General features: G+C 70.2%; 14 protein-coding genes and 1 pseudogene. 9 read left to right on the forward strand and 6 right to left on the reverse strand.

The genetic code is table 11. The features are described from left to right. Nucleotides 1-75 precede the first annotated feature (75 nt). Nucleotides 76-1,377, reverse strand: a complete 1,302-nt coding sequence (locus PFX91_RS10430; RefSeq protein WP_285731243.1) for a hypothetical protein — start codon at nt 1,375-1,377, stop codon at nt 76-78. Next, nucleotides 1,367-3,358 carry a hypothetical protein gene (locus PFX91_RS10435; RefSeq protein WP_285731245.1) on the reverse strand — a complete coding sequence of 664 codons (1,992 nt, stop codon included), beginning with the start codon at nt 3,356-3,358 and terminating at the stop codon, nt 1,367-1,369. Before PFX91_RS10435 ends, PFX91_RS10430 begins: the two co-directional genes overlap by 11 nt. A gap of 346 nt (nt 3,359-3,704) precedes the next feature. Here PFX91_RS10435 and PFX91_RS10440 point away from each other — a divergent pair, with 346 nt between their 5' ends. Together PFX91_RS10440 and PFX91_RS10445 are read left to right on the forward strand one after the other, a co-directional pair. Then, nucleotides 3,705-3,956 carry a hypothetical protein gene (locus PFX91_RS10440; RefSeq protein ID WP_285731246.1) on the forward strand — a complete coding sequence of 84 codons (252 nt, stop codon included), beginning with the start codon at nt 3,705-3,707 and terminating at the stop codon, nt 3,954-3,956. Nucleotides 3,957-4,406: 450 nt separating this feature from the next. Continuing rightward, entirely contained in the window at nt 4,407-4,661 is a 255-nt protein-coding gene (locus PFX91_RS10445; RefSeq protein WP_285731247.1) for a hypothetical protein, read from the forward strand. Nucleotides 4,662-4,759: 98 nt separating this feature from the next. Here the strand turns inward: PFX91_RS10445 and acnA are convergent, their stop codons facing one another. Both acnA and PFX91_RS10455 read right to left on the reverse strand, forming a co-directional pair. Beyond that, entirely contained in the window at nt 4,760-7,483 is a 2,724-nt protein-coding gene (gene acnA, locus PFX91_RS10450) for an aconitate hydratase AcnA (protein ID WP_285731249.1), read from the reverse strand. A gap of 599 nt (nt 7,484-8,082) precedes the next feature. Beyond that, nucleotides 8,083-9,018, reverse strand: coding sequence for an LLM class F420-dependent oxidoreductase (locus PFX91_RS10455; RefSeq protein WP_285731250.1), 936 nt, complete (start codon nt 9,016-9,018; stop codon nt 8,083-8,085). Nucleotides 9,019-9,144: 126 nt separating this feature from the next. Between PFX91_RS10455 and PFX91_RS10460 the strand changes: the two genes are divergently transcribed. From PFX91_RS10460 to PFX91_RS10475, 4 genes and pseudogenes are all read left to right on the forward strand, one after another. Beyond that, the gene (locus PFX91_RS10460; RefSeq protein WP_285731251.1) at nt 9,145-9,729 is read left to right on the forward strand and encodes an RNA polymerase sigma factor; all 585 of its coding nucleotides are present in this window, start codon (nt 9,145-9,147) and stop codon (nt 9,727-9,729) included. Beyond that, on the forward strand, nt 9,726-10,526 hold the full coding sequence (locus tag PFX91_RS10465; protein WP_285731252.1) for a zf-HC2 domain-containing protein: 801 nt from the start codon (nt 9,726-9,728) through the stop codon (nt 10,524-10,526). Before PFX91_RS10460 ends, PFX91_RS10465 begins: the two co-directional genes overlap by 4 nt. Before the next feature lie 24 nt (nt 10,527-10,550). Then, nucleotides 10,551-10,640, forward strand: a pseudogene (locus tag PFX91_RS23260) (ABC transporter ATP-binding protein); the annotation flags it as partial. 336 nt (nt 10,641-10,976) lie between these two features. Beyond that, a complete protein-coding gene (locus tag PFX91_RS10475; RefSeq protein WP_285731253.1) occupies nt 10,977-11,960 on the forward strand; it encodes an EamA family transporter in 984 nt (327 codons plus the stop codon). On the opposite strand, the gene PFX91_RS10480 is transcribed toward PFX91_RS10475, so the two are convergent. Then, nucleotides 11,948-13,231 (reverse strand): class I SAM-dependent RNA methyltransferase, encoded by a 1,284-nt coding sequence (locus PFX91_RS10480; protein WP_285731254.1) that lies wholly within the window; start codon nt 13,229-13,231, stop codon nt 11,948-11,950. The two genes, PFX91_RS10475 and PFX91_RS10480, sit on opposite strands and share 13 nt — an antisense overlap. 214 nt (nt 13,232-13,445) lie before the next feature. Between PFX91_RS10480 and PFX91_RS10485 the strand changes: the two genes are divergently transcribed. Next, complete coding sequence (locus tag PFX91_RS10485; RefSeq protein WP_285731255.1) at nt 13,446-14,123, forward strand: potassium channel family protein; 678 nt, start codon at nt 13,446-13,448, stop codon at nt 14,121-14,123. Then, nucleotides 14,116-14,811 carry a potassium channel family protein gene (locus PFX91_RS10490; RefSeq protein WP_285731360.1) on the forward strand — a complete coding sequence of 232 codons (696 nt, stop codon included), beginning with the start codon at nt 14,116-14,118 and terminating at the stop codon, nt 14,809-14,811. Before PFX91_RS10485 ends, PFX91_RS10490 begins: the two co-directional genes overlap by 8 nt. Nucleotides 14,812-14,895: 84 nt before the next feature. On the opposite strand, the gene PFX91_RS10495 is transcribed toward PFX91_RS10490, so the two are convergent. Continuing rightward, nucleotides 14,896-15,711: a DUF3159 domain-containing protein gene (locus PFX91_RS10495; protein WP_285731256.1), complete on the reverse strand. Its 816-nt coding sequence runs from the start codon at nt 15,709-15,711 to the stop codon at nt 14,896-14,898. 478 nt (nt 15,712-16,189) lie between these two features. On the opposite strand from PFX91_RS10495, the gene PFX91_RS10500 reads away from it, so the two are divergent. Then, on the forward strand, nt 16,190-17,383 hold the full coding sequence (locus PFX91_RS10500; protein ID WP_285731257.1) for a PBS lyase: 1,194 nt from the start codon (nt 16,190-16,192) through the stop codon (nt 17,381-17,383). Nucleotides 17,384-17,429 lie beyond the last annotated feature (46 nt).

Below are 17,429 nucleotides of genomic sequence, written 5' to 3' on the forward strand. Positions count from 1 at the left end.
CAGATGGTCACCACGGGTGCCGACGTTCTCCCGTGTGTGTATCCGATACCCCTCCGTTACGGCTGTCCCGAACCGTCAGCGCCGATGGTCGCCGCGTTGGATCCGCTGGACGAGGTCGTCGGTGAGCGTGCCGTAGCCGGTGGCGGCCCACACGCTGTGGCGGGCGGGCACCTCGTAGTAGGGCAGGGTCTCTCCCCCGTACTCGGCGGGCAGGACGGCGGGGCGCGTTCGTTCGCGTACGGCCCGGGCGCACTCGACGCACAGGGGCACACGTATGGTACGGACACCGCCGAATTCGCGCCAGGCGGTGACCTTGGTCCCGGTGCCGTGCAGAGGGTTGGCGTAGCAGTGTCCGCGTCGGATCGGCTTCGAGCCCCTTGCGGCGGCCTCCATCTCCTCCTCCGCCATGTCCAACAGGACCAGGACGCCTACGGCGTCGGGGAGGGTAGGGCCCTCGGCGACCATACGGTCGTGGACCCGGGCCGCGGCGGAGCGGGCGTCCAGGGCCCGCTGGAGACTCTCGGTGGCCTTCGGTCCCAGGCTCCCGTCCGAGCCCAGGGCGCTCAGACGTTCGCCCACCTCGATCAGGTCGCGTCCGCCCCGCTCCACGAGAGAGGTCAGCCGGGCGCGGTCGGCGTTGTCGAAGGCGGCGTGTTGGGTGATCGACGCCGCCCGTGTCCGACCCCGGCGTGCGGTGAGCCTGCCGCGTACGAGCAGGCCGAGCACGAGTGCGAGCAGGACGGCGACCACCCCGCCCACCGCCACCAGCGTGCCGTTGCCGCCCCTCCAGAAGACGCTCCTGTGGGGATTGGCCTCCTCATAGACCCGCACGGCCTCCTCGTAGGCCCCCGCGGGGTCGTCGGAGAGCGCGGTCTCCACCGCCGCCTCGGCCTGCTCCAGCAGGGAGCCCTCGAACTCCGTGACGTAGGAGGCGGTCAGCGCCCCGTAGTGGGCGGGACCTCCGCCACCGCTCCCCGGACCGAAGTCCGCGCCGTGGTATCGGCCACGGCCGTCGTGGACCAGGTAATGTCCCCTCTCACCGCCCCTGCGGTCATGCAGGACCGACACCAGGGCCGTGGCCTCGCCGTCCCATGCGTCACCGTCGACCAGGGGCACCGCGACGAGGTACAGATCCAACCCCGAGGACTCGATGGCCTGGGACAGGCGCTCCTGGGCCGCCGGGGGAAAGGCGCTCTCGTAGGCGGGGTCGACGTGCACGTGCGAGGACTCCAACGAGTCGAGGACGCCCTGGATCGGGCTCTCCCGTTCGGTGGTCTCGGCCCGTGCCCCCGAACCGGGCCACAGGAACACGGCGGCGAGCACCGTGGCGATCAAGACACGGACCGTGCGCCACGGGAGAGGGGTCTCAGCGGACATGGATCTCCTCCAGGAGCCTGTCGACCATGCGTGCGGGGTGGAGCGCGCCGAAGCGGTGCCGGACCCACGCCCGCTCCTCCAGTGACAGGTGGCTCCGACGTACTCCGCCCGGGCCGCGTACACGCAGCACGCGTTCCACCCGTCGTGCGTCGGGCAGGTCGGCGCACTCCCGGCACAGGGAGGCCATGCCCTTGGTCACCTCGGACCGCCGGCGTGTGGTGGCGGGTCCGTGTAGCGGGTTGACCGTACACGGGGGACCGTCCGCGCTGGCGGGGTCCTCCAACGCGGCGTGCGCCCTGCGGGAGACGACCACCACGCCCAGCCTGTCCAGGTCGTCGGGGTCGGCTTCCATCACCATCAGCGCGGCCTCGATCTGGGGCATGAACCCGTGCGGTACCGCCTGGGGTCCGCGGGCGACCAGAGAGGCCAGACGGGCACGTTCGGTCTCGGCCATACGGCGCAGGGAGCCCGAGGAGACACCGGCCTCGCGTACCCGGCGCATCGCGCCCATCGGCACGGGGAGCTTCAGCACGATCCAGGCCAGGGCCGCACCGACCAGTGGTCCGAAGATCAGCGCGCTGGGCAGGAGGTCCTCTCGGAAACGTTCCTCACGCGGCTTCCAGCCGGCGGTGGAGGCGGTCGGTGGATCGGGGTCCCGGGCGCTCTGGTCACGGGGAGCGGACTCGACGACGTCCAGCAACGTCTCCAACGCCTCCACCGGTGTGTTCGGCGGCTCCCGCTCGTACAGGCCACCGGTCAGGTGGTACTCGCGGACGCCGAGGCCGAAGGCCAACGCGCTCACGCGGACGGTGCCATCATGGCGGGCGGTGAACACGGCGTAGACCCCCTCCTCCCCCGCCACGTGGTGCATGGCGTGCAGGAACAGGTGGGGATCGCCACCGCTCTCGTCGCTGGAGACCATGGGGATCATCGCCACGCGAAGGGGTACCGACGCCTCCTCCGCCCGCTCTGCCGCCGAGGCCAGTCCCTCTCGGGACAGGGAACTGAGGGGATCCACGTACACGCTTCCCTCCCCCATCCCCTCCAGGACGCGTTCGACCCGCACGGTGGAGGTGACATGGGGTGGCCGCGCCTTGTGCTCGTCGACCCGGCTGGGGAGCTCCTTGCTCACCGGCGGCACGCTGTCGAGGTAGGCCAGGGCACCGAACACTCCGGCGGCGGGCAGTGCCAGGCCGACCACCACGACGAGGGCGCCCCCCGCGAGGATCCCCGGGCCTCGGCGGGTCAGACGCACGGCGCCGACCAGGGACAGGACGAACAGGGCGCCGCCCGCGCCGCCGACGAGGGCACCGAGCCTTCCCGGACCGGTGTAGCTGGTGGGATCGACACCGTCCAGGAGCCTCCCCCACCCGACGGTTCCCGGACCGATCCCGTAGCGGGAGCGGTGGTCCTGGCGTAGGAGGTCGGCACGGGTGTCCACGTCCGGATCGGCCAAGGCGTCGGCGAGGACCGTGGCGACCTCGTCGACGGGAGCGTCGTAGGCGAGTTCGGGGCTGTAGTCGACCACGTCGACGGCCGCCTCCACGGGCAGCTCCACGCCCTCGGCCCGGACCCGGGGGGAGCTCCCCGGCTGAAGGAGCGCGTAGAGACCGTCGGCGTCAGCGCGGTCGATCAAGGCGGGCAGGATCTCCCCGCTCCACTCGCCCCCGCCGCCGGGGCGAGGGATCGCCACCACGTGGTAGGGGACGCCCAGTCTCCCGAAGGAGTCGTGGAGGGCGGTCTCCAGCTCCTCCAGCTCGTACTCGCCCGCCAGGGCGTCGTCGACGACCACCGCGGTGCCCTCGGGCTCCTCCGCGAGCAGGGCGGCGTAGTGCTCGGCGGGGGTCACACGGTCCTCAAGGACCACGGGGGCCGGCCGCGCCGAGGCCGGAGCGGCGCAGACCAGGAGGAGGAACGCCGTCGAGAGCAGGAGGACGGCCGCCGAGGGAAGCCGGAGGAGGGGGCTGATGGGGCCGGACATACGGCGAGGATATCGGGTATTTACCACAAATGAGCATGTAGGACCCCTTTGAGGACTCTTCTGGACGTTCTGGGGCTCCGACAGGAGAGACGACACACCGTGCTTCCGCGCGGGCCGGCGACCACTACCCTCCCCGCTCGCCCGGTAACCCGCTCCCCCTCTGCCGGGCCTCCGGTGAATTTGGGAGTTCACGCAGGTCGAAGGTGTTCTTTCTTGGTCACTGCTGGCGCACTCTAGACATCGGGGACAAAGCGGAAGCGTCCCTCCTCAGATGTGAACCGCGTCGAGGGAGGACCACACCCGCACGGCCACTCCCCGAAACAAGCCACGAAGGGAATCCACTGCTATGCAGAAGAAGACCCTGCGCCGAGTCGCTTTCACCGCCGTCATCGCGCCCGCCCTGGCGCTGGGGGCCTCCACCATGGCCTCCGCGGACGCCTACTACGTGTCCGAGACCAACAAGGCCGGCCCCGACGGGGCGTACAGCCACCTGCTCAAGGCCAAGTCCGGGGACGGCGAGACCTGGTTCCACGAGTCTCACTCGAAGGCCAACGAGGACGGTGCTCACTCCTCCTCCACCACCAGCGGCTCCGACTGACCCACGCAGGTCGAAGAACGGGGCCCTCGGTGCCGCCCAGCGGCGCCGAGGGCCCCTTCGCCGGCTCCGCCCCTCCTCACGGAGGTGGCGGAAAGGCTATTGGGGTGGAGTTATAAGGCATTTGCCCCCGATGGCGGAATAAGGCCTCTCTCGCGGCGCCCGCGCTCACCCCTCCGAGCCGCCGCGCGCGCGACAGACCGTGGTACCACGCGGATCCGCCGGTGTCCCTCCCCAGATCGTCCGGGCCGGGAGGCGTCCTCCACGCCCCACCCCCGATTTTGGGGTTTGCGCATACGCCCAGTGTTCCTTCTTGGGCCGCTCCGGCCGCAGTGTGGAGAACGAGGACGACACACGACAGTCCCACACACCTTTTTCTCTCACAGGGTGCCGAAGGAGGACCGACCCGCAGGGCCGCTCTCCGAACAGAAACCGCGAAAGGAACCCGCAGCCATGCAGAAGAAGACTCTGCGTCGCATCGCGTTCACCGTCATCGCCGCACCGGCTCTGGCGGTCGCGACCCCGGCCCTGGCCTCGGCGGACGCCTACTACTCGTCCCACTCCTCGGGGGCCGGCCACCACGGGGCCTACAGCCACACGGTCAAGGCCTACGCCGGAGACGGCCACGCCTGGTACTACGAGTCCTCGTCCCACGCCGGACCTCACGGCGCCTACTCCTACCACGTCAGCAGCGGCAGCCATCGCTGAGGCCCTCTTCGGAAACGGTCCGGCCCCCGCACCGGTGAACGGTGCGGGGGCCGGACCCTCGTCGTCCCACGACCCCACCAGGGGTCCACGGGAGCGGACTACTCGGCGATCAACTGGCGCAGCACGTACTGGAGGATGCCGCCGTTGCGGTAGTAGTCGGCCTCGCCCGGGGTGTCGATGCGCACCACGGCGTCGAACTCCACACCGGTGTCGGTGGTGACCTTCACCGTGGCCGGCACACGGCCCTCGTTCAACTCGGTCACGCCGGTGATGGAGAAGGTCTCCTCACCGGTCAGACCGAGGGAGTCGGCGGACTGTCCCTCGGGGAACTGGAGAGGAAGCACGCCCATACCGATCAGGTTGGAGCGGTGGATGCGCTCGTAGGACTCGGTGATGACCGCGCGCACCCCCAGAAGACGGGTGCCCTTGGCCGCCCAGTCGCGCGAGGAGCCCGAACCGTACTCCTTGCCCCCCAGGATGACCAGCGGGACGTCCTGGGCGGCGTAGTTCTGCGCGGCGTCGTAGATGAACGTCACCGGGGCGTCGGGCCGGGTGAAGTCACGGGTGTAACCGCCCTCGGTACCCGGCGCGATCTGGTTGCGCAGGCGGATGTTGGCGAACGTACCGCGGATCATCACCTCGTGGTTGCCCCGGCGGGAACCGTAGGAGTTGAAGTCACGACGCTCCACGCCGTTGGCCTTGAGGTACTCGGCGGCCGGGGTGCCCGGCTTGATGGCACCGGCCGGGGAGATGTGGTCGGTGGTGACCGAGTCGCCCAGCTTGGCCAGCACGCGGGCACCGGTGATGTCGGTGACCGGCTCCGGCGTGGTGCCCATGCCCTCGAAGTAGGGAGGCTTACGGACGTAGGTGGAGTCCTCCTCCCACTCGAAGGTGTTGCCCGTGGGCGTGGGCAGGGAGCGCCAGCGCTCGTCACCGGCGAACACGTCGGAGTAGGCGGCCTTGTACATGTCCGAGGCGATCGCGGTGTCCATGACCTCCTGGATCTCCTCGGCGCTCGGCCAGATGTCGGACAGGAAGACGGGCTTACCGTCGGTACCCACGCCCAGGGGCTCGGTGGTGAGGTCCATGTCCATGGACCCCGCCAGCGCGTAGGCGACCACCAGCGGCGGCGAGGCCAGGTAGTTCATCTTCACGTCCGGGTTGATCCGGCCCTCGAAGTTGCGGTTGCCGGAGAGGACCGAGGTGACAGCCAGGTCGTTCTCGTTCACCGCCTTGGAGATCTCCGCCGGCAGCGGACCGGAGTTGCCGATGCAGGTCGTGCATCCGTAACCGACCAGGTTGAAGCCCAGCTTGTCCAGGTACGGGGTCAGGCCGGAGCGCTCGAAGTAGTCGGTGACGACCTTGGAGCCCGGAGCCAGCGAGGTCTTGACCCACGGCTTGCGGCTCAGACCCTTCTCCACCGCCTTCTTGGCCAGCAGGGCGGCGCCCAGCATGACCGAGGGGTTGGAGGTGTTGGTGCAGGAGGTGATCGCGGCGATCACCACGGAGCCGTGGTCGACCTCGGTCTCGGTGCCGTCGGCCAGGGTGACCTTGACCGGCCTGTGCGGACGGTCGCCGTTGGCGCTGTAGGTGGGAGAGTCGGAGGCGGGGAAGGACTCCTCGGCCGCCTCGTCGACGACGTCCTCGACGTAGTCGCGCACGTCGTGGCGCCAGATCCTCCGGGCGCGGGAGAGCTCGATACGGTCCTGCGGGCGCTTGGGGCCGGCAATGGAGGGGACCACGGTGGCCAGGTCGAGCTCGATGTACTCGGAGAACTCGGGCTCCTCGGCCGGGTCGTGCCAGAAGCCGTTGGCCTTGGCGTAGGCCTCGGTCAGGGCCACCTGCTTCTCGGAACGGCCGGTCAACCTCATGTACCGGATGGTCTCGTCGTCGATCGGGAAGATCGCGGCGGTGGAGCCGAACTCCGGGCTCATGTTGCCGATGGTGGCGCGGTTGGCCAGCGGCACGGAGGCCACGCCCTCGCCGTAGAACTCGACGAACTTGCCGACGACACCGTGGTCACGCAGCTTCTCGGTGATGGTGAGCACCAGGTCGGTGGCGGTGGTGCCGGGCGGGAGCTCACCGGTCAGCTTGAAGCCGACCACGCTCGGAATGAGCATGGAGATCGGCTGGCCGAGCATGGCGGCCTCGGCCTCGATGCCGCCCACGCCCCAGCCCAGGATGCCCAGGCCGTTCTGCATGGTGGTGTGGGAGTCGGTGCCCACACAGGTGTCGGGGTAGGCCTGGCCGTCCCGGCTCATGGTGACGCGCGCCAGGTGCTCGATGTTGGCCTGGTGGACGATGCCGGTACCGGGCGGGACGACCTTGAACTCGTCGAAGGCGGTCTGGCCCCAGCGCAGGAACTTGTAGCGCTCGTAGTTGCGCTCGTACTCGATCTCGACGTTGCGCTCGAAGGCGTCGGGACGACCGAAGAGGTCGACCACGACGGAGTGGTCGATCACCAGCTCGGCGGGAGCGAGCGGGTTGATCTTGTCGGGGTCGCCCCCCATGTCGCGCACGGCCTCGCGCATGGTGGCGAGGTCGACGACACAGGGCACGCCGGTGAAGTCCTGCATGATCACCCGCGCGGGGGTGAACTGGATCTCCTGGCTGGGCTGGGCCTTGGCGTCCCAGTCGCCCAGAGCACGGATGTGGTCGGCGGTGACGTTCGCACCGTCCTCGGTGCGCAGGAGGTTCTCCAGCAGCACCTTCAGGCTGTAGGGAAGCCGCTTGGAGCCCTCAACGGCATCCACGCGGAAGATCTCGTACGACTCGTCGCCAACGCGCAACGTGTCACGGGCGCCGAAGCTGTTCGCGGACACGGTGTCTGCCTCCTGATCTCGCCACTTTGTTCCCAGCATCCTGCCTCATGAGGCAGGTGCGGAACCTACTGAGGCCGCCCTGACCGGGTACCGGGCAGAGGGCCGCGGGTGCCCTGGCCGGGGTTCGTCGACCATCACCGGACCCGCTCTGACCTGAGGCGACACCACTCGCCATCGGCCGGCCGACCCACGGGACGCGGGCATCCACGCCATCGGAGTCCGGGCGCCGCCAAGCGATCGACTTCACACACCCGGACCGGCGCGGGCCGGGGAAGCCCCACTTTTATCTTGATGTCAAGCTATCTAACTTGTATCTCGATATCAAGTTATCGGACGGGTACCGCACGCGTGCACCCGCCCCCCGGAAGTGCCCGCCGGTCTCGCCCGTAGGCCTTCCTCCTCCGGGCGTCACACGGCGAACACCGTGTCGGAGCGTTCTGGGGGGGGCGGGACGCCTCGGGTCCTCTCCCACCCCATGCCCACCCGTCACCCTCCACCAACCCTCAATCGCCGGCCTCCGGCCCCAGCACCCCCACCCGTCACCCTCCACCAACCCTCAATCGCCGGCCTCCGGCCCCAGCACCCCCGGCGGCGCGCTCTCAGCCCAACTGCGGAACGACCTGGGACGCGACCAACTCCAAGTGGTCCAGATCGGACATGTCCAGCATCTGTAGGTACATACGTTCAGCCCCCGCCTCGGCGAACCGGCCGATCTTGTCCACCAGTTCGTTCGGGGTACCGGCCAGGCCGTTCTCCCGTAGCTCGGGGACCTGACGACCGATCCTCCCCGCGCGCCGGGCCACCTCCGCCTCGTCCTTGCCCGCACACAGCACCTGGGCGGCCGAGTAGACCATCGGCGTGGTACGCCCGGCGGCCCGCACGGCGGCCCGAGTGCGTTCGAAGGCCGCGGCGGTGTCCTCCACCGAGGTGAAGGGCACGTTGTACTCGTCGGCGTACTTCGCGGCCAGTCGCGGAGTCCGCTTGGGTCCGGTCCCACCGATCAGCACCGGTGGACGGGGTTCCTGCTTCGGCTTGGGCAGAGCGGGCCCCTCCGACAGTCGGTAGTGCTTGCCCTCGTACCGGAAGGTCTCTCCCACCGGGGTCCGCCACAGTCCGGTGATGATGTCCAACTGCTCCTCGTAGCGGTCGAAACGCTCACGGGCCGTGGCCGGAAAGGGAATTCCGTAGGCGGTGTGCTCCTCCTCGAACCAGCCCGCGCCGAAGCCGAACTCCACCCTCCCGCCGCTCATGTGGTCGACCTGGGCGACGGAGACGGCGAGAGGGCCGGGGTAGCGGAAGGTCGCCGCGGTCATCAGTGTGCCCAGGCGGATACGGGAGGTGTCCCGCGCCAGTCCGGCGAGGGTGACCCAGGCATCGGTGGGCCCCGGAAGGCCTCCGCCACGATCCCCCATGTACAGGAAGTGATCGGAACGGAACAGAGCGTCGAAGCCCAGGTCCTCGGCGGCCCTGGCGACGGCGAGCTGGTCCTCGTAGGTGGCCCCCTGTTGGGGCTCAAGGAAGATCCTTAGACGCATACACCCCATTTTCTTCCACCACACGAGGCGAACCGAACTCGCCGCGCGGTCATCGTGGAAAAGGCGGGCCCCGGCCCCGCCCGCCTCCGTAGAACCGAACCGTGCCCCCGTCGCGATAGGCCCCACGTGAAGCTGTTCCGTCGCGCGCGCCGCCGCGCACCCGACCACGGGCCCGACAGCACCGACGCCGTGCTGCTGGCCGCCGTCGCCGCGGGTCAGACCCGAGCGCTGGAGATCCTGCACCACAGGCACGCGCCATGGTTGCGGATGCGACTGCGCTACCGCTGCTCCGACACCGACCAGGTCGACGCCGCCCTCCAGGAGACCTTCCTGGCGGTGTGGCGCAACGCGGGCTCCTTCACCCCCCGCCCCGGCGACGCCGACGCCGGGGCCTGGTTGTGGACCATCGCGATCCGTCAACTCATCTCCCAACTGCGCAAACGCACCAACCAGTGGATAGCCGACGGTGACACCGACTACGAGATCATCGGCGACGCCTCCGCGGAGGACACCGTGCTGCTCAACATCGAGCACGGACCGCTGGGCACCGCCCTGCACTCCCTCTCACCAGAGCTGCGCTCGGCCATTCAGGCCACGGTGCTCGACGGACTCACCGTCCGGGAGGCCGCGCAGATACTCCAGATCCCCGAAGGGACCGTCAAGACACGGGTCATGCGCGCCAAGGCGCGCCTACGGGAGGCACTGACATGAACTGGCACCTGACCCCCGCCCAGGCACACGAATACGCCGCCCACCGCTCCGACGACGTCACCGCCATGTCCGTGGAGGCCCACATCACCGGCTGCGCACCCTGTCGTGCCCTGCTGCCCAGCGACGAGGCCTGGCTGGCCAGGAGCTGGGCGGACCTGCGCGACGTGGTGGACCGTCCCAGGCGCGGAGCCGTCGAGACGTTGCTGTCCTCACTGGGTGTGCGCGAGGACACCGCCAAACTGCTGGCCACCACCCCGGGGCTGTACCGGGCCTGGCTGCTGGCCACGGTCGCGGTGCTGACCGCCGCCCTGCTGGCCGCCCACCACCTGCCACGCGGCTCACTGATGTTCGTCTTCAGCGCCCCGATCGTTCCTCTGGCGGGCGTGGCCATGGCCTACGGGCGCGGTGTGGACCCCGCACACGCGCTGACCTCGGTCACGCCGTTGGCCGGTCCACGGCTGCTGTTCCTGCGCACCTGCGCGGTGCTACTGCCCGCGCTGGTGCTGTGCACCTCGGCGTCGCTGCTGCTGCCCTCGACCCACACGCCGTGGTCGGCGGCCCTGTGGCTGCTGCCGGCGCTCACCCTGGTGACCGGTTCCCTGATCCTCAGCCGCTGGATGCACCTGGGCCTGGCCGGCGCCGTGGTGGGACTGCTGTGGCTGGTCGCCCTGACCATCTTGGGCGTGGTCGAGAACACCACGCCACTACAGCTGATCGCGCCCCGGACACAGATGTGGTGGGCGGGCGCGCTCGCCGCCTTCCTCATGACCCTTCTGTGGCGGGTGAGGACGGCGTGAACACCACGACCGTCCCGTGTCCACGTGCGCGGGCTGGTGCGCCGCTACGGTACGCGCACCGCGCTGAACGGCGTCGACCTGGCCCTGTGCCCGGGGGTGACCGGACTGTTGGGCGTCGAACTCCGGAAGACCTCCTCCCCTCCCGCGTCGGTCGAGGACTGGGAGAGGCTCTATCCCGAACTCGGACACGAGTACCTCTCGATGGCATCCCCAGGCACGCACCGTCACACGTGCCGCTGACGGCCCCTTCCGTCCCGGCCGGGACGGAAGGGGCCGGTGCCCGACGGGTCCGTTCCCGCACGTCCGGTCCTAGGATGGTGGACCGCGTCGACACGCCCGACCCCTCCCGGTCGGACGTGTCCACCGCTCCCCCGCGAAGGCGGCCCCACCGGGTCGAGTGCCGCCGTGTGCCCGTTGCCTCCTCCAACCCCGTGACGAAGGGCCACGACCTTGCCAGAGCGCCTCACACCCCTGCCCCGGGCCTCCGCCACGGCGGCGCTGGGCCGCGGACCCCTGCCGATCCTGGCCTCGGCGGTGTTGTGGGGTACGACCGGCACCGCCGCCTCCTTCGCTCCCGCGGGCGCCACCGCCGCCGCCGTCGGCTCGGCCGGCCTGGTCCTGGGCGGGTTACTGCTGTTCCTGACCGGACGGGGTGCGCTGTCCCTGCTCAGGCGCGGTGACAGAGCCACACGGTGGAAGCTCGTCCTGGGTTCTCTGGCCGTGGCCGGCTATCCGCTGGCCTTCTATCCCGCCGTGGCACAGGCGGGCGTGGCGGTCGCCACGGTGATCACCCTGGGCAGCGCTCCGATCTTCGCCGGCCTGCTGGCCTGGGTGACCGAACGGACCCGACCCACGGCCCGGTGGTCGGCGGCCACTCTGTCGGCGGTGGCGGGCTGCGCGCTGCTCGTGCTGGGCCCGCGCGTCACCGAGGCCGACGCCGCAGCGCACCCCACGGGCGTCCTCCTGGCCCTGGTGGCGGGGGCGTCCTACTCGGTCTACACGCTCATCGCCGAACGACTGATCCGACGCGAGCACCCCTCGAGCGCGGTGATGGGCACGATGTTCGCGGGAGGCGGCCTCACCGTGCTCCCGGTGGTCCTGATCGCCGGACCGGCCTGGTTGGGCACCGTCGGCGGTGCCCTGGTGACCCTGCACCTGGCGGTGTTCACCGTTTTCCTGGCCTACCGGCTGTTCGGGTTCGGGCTGCGGCACACCACCGCGTCGGTGGCCACCACCTTGACGCTGGCCGAACCGGCCGTGGCCGCGCTGTTGGGCGTGTTCGTGGTGGGCGAGCGCCTTCCCGCGGTGTCGTGGGCGGGCCTGGCCGTCCTCGCCCTGGGGTTGACCCTCCTACGCGCTCCGGTCCCACGCCCGTTTCGTGGATGGACGGTGCGGGGCCGCCGGGCGACCCCGCACCGTTCTCAGTCGCGGTGACGACGGGCCGGGTGCACCGGTTCCAGTACCGCCAGGCACTCCACGTGATGCGTCATCGGGAAGGCGTCGAAGGCGCGAAAGTCGACCAGCCGGTACCGCGCACGCTCGAACTCGGCCAGGTCCCGGGCGAGCGTGGCGGGATCACAGGAGACGTAGGCCACCCTGCGGGGACGGGTCGCGGCCAGCGAGCGCACCACCTCGACGCCCGCGCCGGCCCGGGGCGGGTCCAGGACGACCACGTCGGCGCGCACGTCCGCCCACTCCCGCAGCTGGGCGGCCACGTCGCCGTGTTCGACGCGTACCTGCTCCATGTCCTTGAGGTTGTACCGGGCGTCGCGCACGGCGTCGGCTCCGCTCTCCACGCCCATGGCCCGCCCCTCCGGGCCCACGGCCTCGGCCAGGGCCCCGGTGAACAGGCCGGCGCCGCAGTACAGGTCCAGGGCCGTCTCACCGGGCTCGGGTTCCAGGGCACGCATCACCGCGTCGGTGAGGACGTCCGCCGCAGCCGGATGCACCTGCCAGAACCCGCCCGCGCTGACGCGGTGCTCGCGTCCCGCGGCGTTCTCACGCACTCCCCTGCGTCCACGCACCTGCTGGAGGCGTCCGCCCTTGAATCGGCGCAGAACCGCGCTGGAGGTGCCCAGTTCGGGCAGGGCGCCCAGTTTGGCCCCCGTGGGGGTGACGACGACGGCGCGGTCGGCGCAGGAGGCCGAGGCCACCGCCTCCACGTCCCGGACGCCCTTCCAGGTCACGTCGGTCACACCGAGCTCGGTCACTCCGGGGTGGGCGATCAGGCAGCGGTCGACCGGTTCGATGTCGTGGGAGCGGTGACGGCGCAGCCCCGCCCTGCCCTGCGCGTCCACGGCGAAGCGCACCCGGGTGCGCCAGCCCAGTCCGTCGGGCGTCCCCGGCAGCTCCTCCACCACGACCTCGCGGTCGATCCCGGCGATGCGGCGCAACTGGTCGGCGACGACCTTGGCCTTCAGCGCGCGCTGGGCCTCCAGGGAGGCGTGCTGCCAGTCACAACCACCGCACTTGCCGGGACCGGCGAAGGGGCAGGGGGCCTCGACCCGGTCGGGGGAGGCGGTGAGGACCTCGACGGCCTCGCCCCGCAGGAAGCGGGAGGTCTCCTCGGTGACACGGACGCGGACGCGCTCGCCGGGAAGGGCGTGGCGCACGAAGACCACCTGCTCGTCTCGGCGGCCCACACACCAACCCCCATGGGCGACGTCGTCAACGGTCAGTTCGAATTCAGTACCCACACGGGTCATAGACAGGTTCCTCAGAAGGTGATCGGTCCGCGATTCGGGTGACCCTGCGCGCACAGTCACCAACCATCCCCAACCTATCCGCCCCCGGACACCGCCGGTGCCGCCCCCTACGGCCCGGATCCACCGCGCACGACGGTCACATGTGTGCCAAGGTTGGAGATGGACGCGCGCGGTACGCGCGGCGGTCGGCTATCTCGACGGGAGTACGGGCGAGGTGCACATCGTGATCATGGGGTGCGGCCGGGTGGGCTCCACCCTGGCGCACACCCTGGTGGACCTGGGACACACGGTGGCGGTGATCGACCAGGATCCCGAGGCCTTCCGCCGTCTACGCGGGTCCGTGGCCAAGCACGCGGTCCGGGGCGTGGGCCACGACCGGGCGGTCCTGCTCTCGGCCGGGATCGACCACGCGGGGGCCTTCGCCGCGGTCAGCAACGGCGACAACTCCAACATCATCTCGGCCCGGGTGGCGCGCGAGGCCTTCGGGGTCGAGCACGTGGTGGCACGGATCTACGACCCCCGCCGCGCCGAGGTCTACCAACGCCTGGGCATCCCGACCGTGGCGACGGTGCGGTGGACGGCCGACGCGATCCTGCGGCGCATGGTGCCGGGCAACGGACGGCTCACGGTGGGCCCGGAGTGGCAGGACGCCTCCGGGACCCTGGCCATGAACGAACTGACCCTGCCTCTGTGGTGGGCGGGCCGACGCGTCCGCGACGTCGAGGACCGGGCGCCCATGCGGGTGGTCTACCTCACCCGCCGGGGCCGGATCGTCCTCGCCCGCTCCGACGACCTTCTGGAGGAGGGCGACGTCCTGCACGTGGTCTCCCACGGCCGGGACCTGGCGGAGCTTCCCGAACGGCTGCACGATGACGAGACGGGACGTGGGTGAGATGCGGATCGCCATCGCGGGAGCCGGGAGCGTGGGACGCTCCATCGCGGCGGAACTGGCCTCCAGTGGGCACGACGTGCTGCTGATCGACCGGGACACCCGGGCCATCGGGGTGGACGACCTGCCCCAGGTGGAATGGTTGTTGGCCGACGCCTGTGAACTGGCCACCCTGGAGGACGCCCGTCTGGGCGACTTCGACGTGGTGATCGCCGCCAGCAGTGACGACAAGGTGAACCTGGTGGTGTCCCTGCTGTCCAAGACGGAGTTCGCGGTGGAGCGGGTCATCGCCCGCATCAACGACCCCGACAACGAGTGGCTGTTCAACGATTCCTGGGGCGTGGACCTGGCGGTCTCCCCACCCCGTCTGATCGCCGACCTGGTCGAGGGTCTTCCGGAGGAGGAGACGGAGCCGGAGGGGGTTCTGCCCCCGCTGCCGGGTGCGGAGATCGCCGAGTCGGTGCTGCACGCGGAGAGCCCGTTCGCGGGTGGGCCCGAGAGCGACCTGACGGACTCGCTTCCTCCAGGGGCGGCACTGGTGGCGGTGGTCGGCCCCGGCGGTGTGCGTCCGCCCGACCCCGGGAAGACCCTGTCGGTGGGCAACACGGTGGTGTTCCTGGCCGAGCCCGAGGCGCTGACCGCTCTGGAGGAGCTCCTGTCACCCCAGGAGGAGGGAACCCTCGGCACATGAGGGGGAGGCGCCCTCCCTCCGCCGTGCCTCCGGTCTCCGGCGTCCGGGTGTCCACGGACGCCGGGAACCGTTGGACGGATCGTCCTACTCCCCCTCTGCACCACCGGTGTCCCGGTCGGCCAGGGGGGTGCGCCCTCGGGCGAGCAGCCACACCATGGCGCCGAACGCCGCGACCTGTAGCGGCCACCCCATGGCGATCTTGGACAGGCCCAACAGACCGAAGGTGTCGGCCCAGCCGTAGGTGTCGGCCATCCACAGCGGATACTGCACGAGCACGCGGATCACGCACGGCAGCACCAGCAGCCAGGTCAGGCGCGAGGCCAGGGAGACCACGGCCGGATCGGCACGCCAGGAGGTGAAGTCCTCCTTGGCGCCGATGAACGGGCCGATCATCAACCCGATCGCCGGCCAGCGCACCAGGACCGAAAGACTCAGCACCACGGCGTAGACGGCGTTGTAGATGATGCCCGGCAGGAAGGCGTCGGCGGCGTTGCCGCTGCGCATGGCGAAGACCGCGGCGATGCCGATGCCGAAGAGGCTGGTGACCACGTACTGTACCGAGGAGCGCTGGAGGAGTCGGATCGCGCCCAGGAACAGGGCCGCGGCGGCACCGAGGCCGATGGACAGCCGCAGCTCCGAGGTGAGGATGTAGGAGAGGGTGAAGGTCAGGGTGGGTATGGCCGTCTCGACCATGCCGCGTTTGCCGCCCAGCGCCTTGGCCAGTTGGGAGCGTACGAGTGCCTCGACCGTGTCCTCCGTGACCTTGGGCCTGCCGGCCCCCCTCCCGTCGGATCCGTGGTCGGAGCGCCTTTCCCCGGAGTCGTCCACCGCGGGCCGTGCCTCCTCGTCCGCCCCGGTCGCCCGGGTGGCCTCCCCGGCGACCCGCCGTTGCTCAGTCATCCTGCTCCCCGGTCGATCGGTCCATAGGTGGTGGGTCTCCACCGTGTACTGCGGCCGGTGCCGGCCCGACCACAGAAGGCCCAGCCTATGCGACCGGTCACAGAGGGTGCGGCATCTTCGGTAGTCGTGTGACCGCCCTCCGTCCCGCTTGCCCATGCTCGACACCGGATCGTCCCGTACGTCCCCGAAACGGGGCCGCTCCGCTTGCGGTCGGGACCTCCCACCACGATATTTAACTATAATTTTTATAGTTAAATTGCCCTGGCGAAACGACGTCGAGGGGGGAGGGGGAGCATCGCTTCTTCAATACTGCGCACCTCATGCCTTCGTGATCATCGCTTCTTTTCGGAAACAGGGGACTGACGTCGCCCTTCGCCCACCGCACCCTCCGGGCAGCCCTCGGAATCACCTTTGACAGCATGGATGATTTATTTTCTTATAGTCATGTCCTGCTCCTCTCACCTCCGGGAGAGACCACATGACGATCCAGCACACCCCGACCGAGAACACGGGCATCACCGCGTACGTGCCGCCGAACCCGGCGCGTTACAACGACCCCGCGGAGTACATCGACTTCGCCCGACCGATCGCCGAGAACTACCTGCCCTTCGACAGCCGCTCCAACGGCGAGCTGGAGGAGGCGGCCTTCGGCGAGAAGACCGCCCTGGAGCGTGAGCGTGCTCTGTGGGAGCTGGCCGACCGCGCCTCCGCCCAGGCGTTGCCGACCATCGCACGGTTCCTGGCCCAGGAGAGCGACTCCCACGCCCGACAGGGCTCCCTGTGGCTGGCTCTGAAGACCGCGGGAAAGGAGGCGGTGCACCTGCTTCGGGGCCACCGGGACGATGAGGACCCCGAGGTCGCCGACTGGGCGCGCGTCCTGCTCACCGACGCCACCGGCCGCTCCGAGGCCCGGGTCTACACCTCGGCACGGGTCGAGGAGACGGGCGGCTTCGACCAGACGGTTCCGCTGGTGATCAGTGGCAGCGTCATCGTCGACCTGCCCGAGACCGGCCCGGTGCGCGCGGTGCTCTCCCCTCAGTGGTTCGAGTCGCTGTTGGGGCGGGTCCTGGCCTCGACCAACGTCGAGACCATCCGTACCGACCTGACCATCGAGAAGCGCATCGAAGGCTTCAACGAGGACGGGTCGCCGCACCTGGAGATCTATCCCTTCCGCGGCACCTCCGTGCCCTACGGAGACCGCTACCTGGAACACACCTATCTCTCCGAGACCCTGCGCCCCTACTTCCCGAGTGGGATCGTCGGCCAGGGCGAGGCGGTGGACGTCCCCATCGCCCTGTCCCGGGTCGCCATGACCGGCTTCGCCCGACGGGGCGAGGTCGACATCCAAGGCTCCGGTGTCCGGGCCGACCGCCTGCGCGCCGCCGAGATGCCGTTCGTCCAGAGCGTCCGTGGCCGTTACTTCGGCTGGGCCGCCGTGAACCTGGAGGCGACCATGGAGGCGGGCCGGGTCGAGGCCGGCCACGTGCAGTTGGGCAACCCCACCGACCCCATCGCGGGCGAGCGCACCAACGCCCGTCTCTACGGGACCTTCCGCGGTAAGTCGGGCGATTACACCGGCGAGGGCCGGCAGATGACCCTCAACACCGAGAAGTGCCACGGTTCCCCGGACGGCCGTATCGACGTCCTGTCCGAGGAGGAGGCTCAGGCCTGACCCTCATGTGAAGGCGGCCCGCGCCGGGCGTTCGCCCGGCGCGGGT

Origin of the sequence: Nocardiopsis sp. ATB16-24, from assembly GCF_030271535.1 — a bacterium.
Taxonomy (GTDB): domain Bacteria; phylum Actinomycetota; class Actinomycetes; order Streptosporangiales; family Streptosporangiaceae; genus Nocardiopsis.

Excerpts from the sequence above, each read along its gene's own strand:
- PFX91_RS10500 (WP_285731257.1), top strand. The coding sequence starts at position 16,190 with ATGACGATCCAGCACACCCCGACCGAGAACACGGGCATCACCGCGTAC.
- PFX91_RS10495 (WP_285731256.1), bottom strand. The coding sequence starts at position 15,711 with ATGACTGAGCAACGGCGGGTCGCCGGGGAGGCCACCCGGGCGACCGGG.
- PFX91_RS10455 (WP_285731250.1), bottom strand. The coding sequence starts at position 9,018 with ATGCGTCTAAGGATCTTCCTTGAGCCCCAACAGGGGGCCACCTACGAG.
- PFX91_RS10435 (WP_285731245.1), bottom strand. The coding sequence starts at position 3,358 with ATGTCCGGCCCCATCAGCCCCCTCCTCCGGCTTCCCTCGGCGGCCGTC.
- PFX91_RS10445 (WP_285731247.1), top strand. The coding sequence starts at position 4,407 with ATGCAGAAGAAGACTCTGCGTCGCATCGCGTTCACCGTCATCGCCGCA.
- PFX91_RS10440 (WP_285731246.1), top strand. The coding sequence starts at position 3,705 with ATGCAGAAGAAGACCCTGCGCCGAGTCGCTTTCACCGCCGTCATCGCG.
- PFX91_RS10465 (WP_285731252.1), top strand. The coding sequence starts at position 9,726 with ATGAACTGGCACCTGACCCCCGCCCAGGCACACGAATACGCCGCCCAC.
- PFX91_RS10480 (WP_285731254.1), bottom strand. The coding sequence starts at position 13,231 with ATGACCCGTGTGGGTACTGAATTCGAACTGACCGTTGACGACGTCGCC.
- PFX91_RS10430 (WP_285731243.1), bottom strand. The coding sequence starts at position 1,377 with ATGTCCGCTGAGACCCCTCTCCCGTGGCGCACGGTCCGTGTCTTGATC.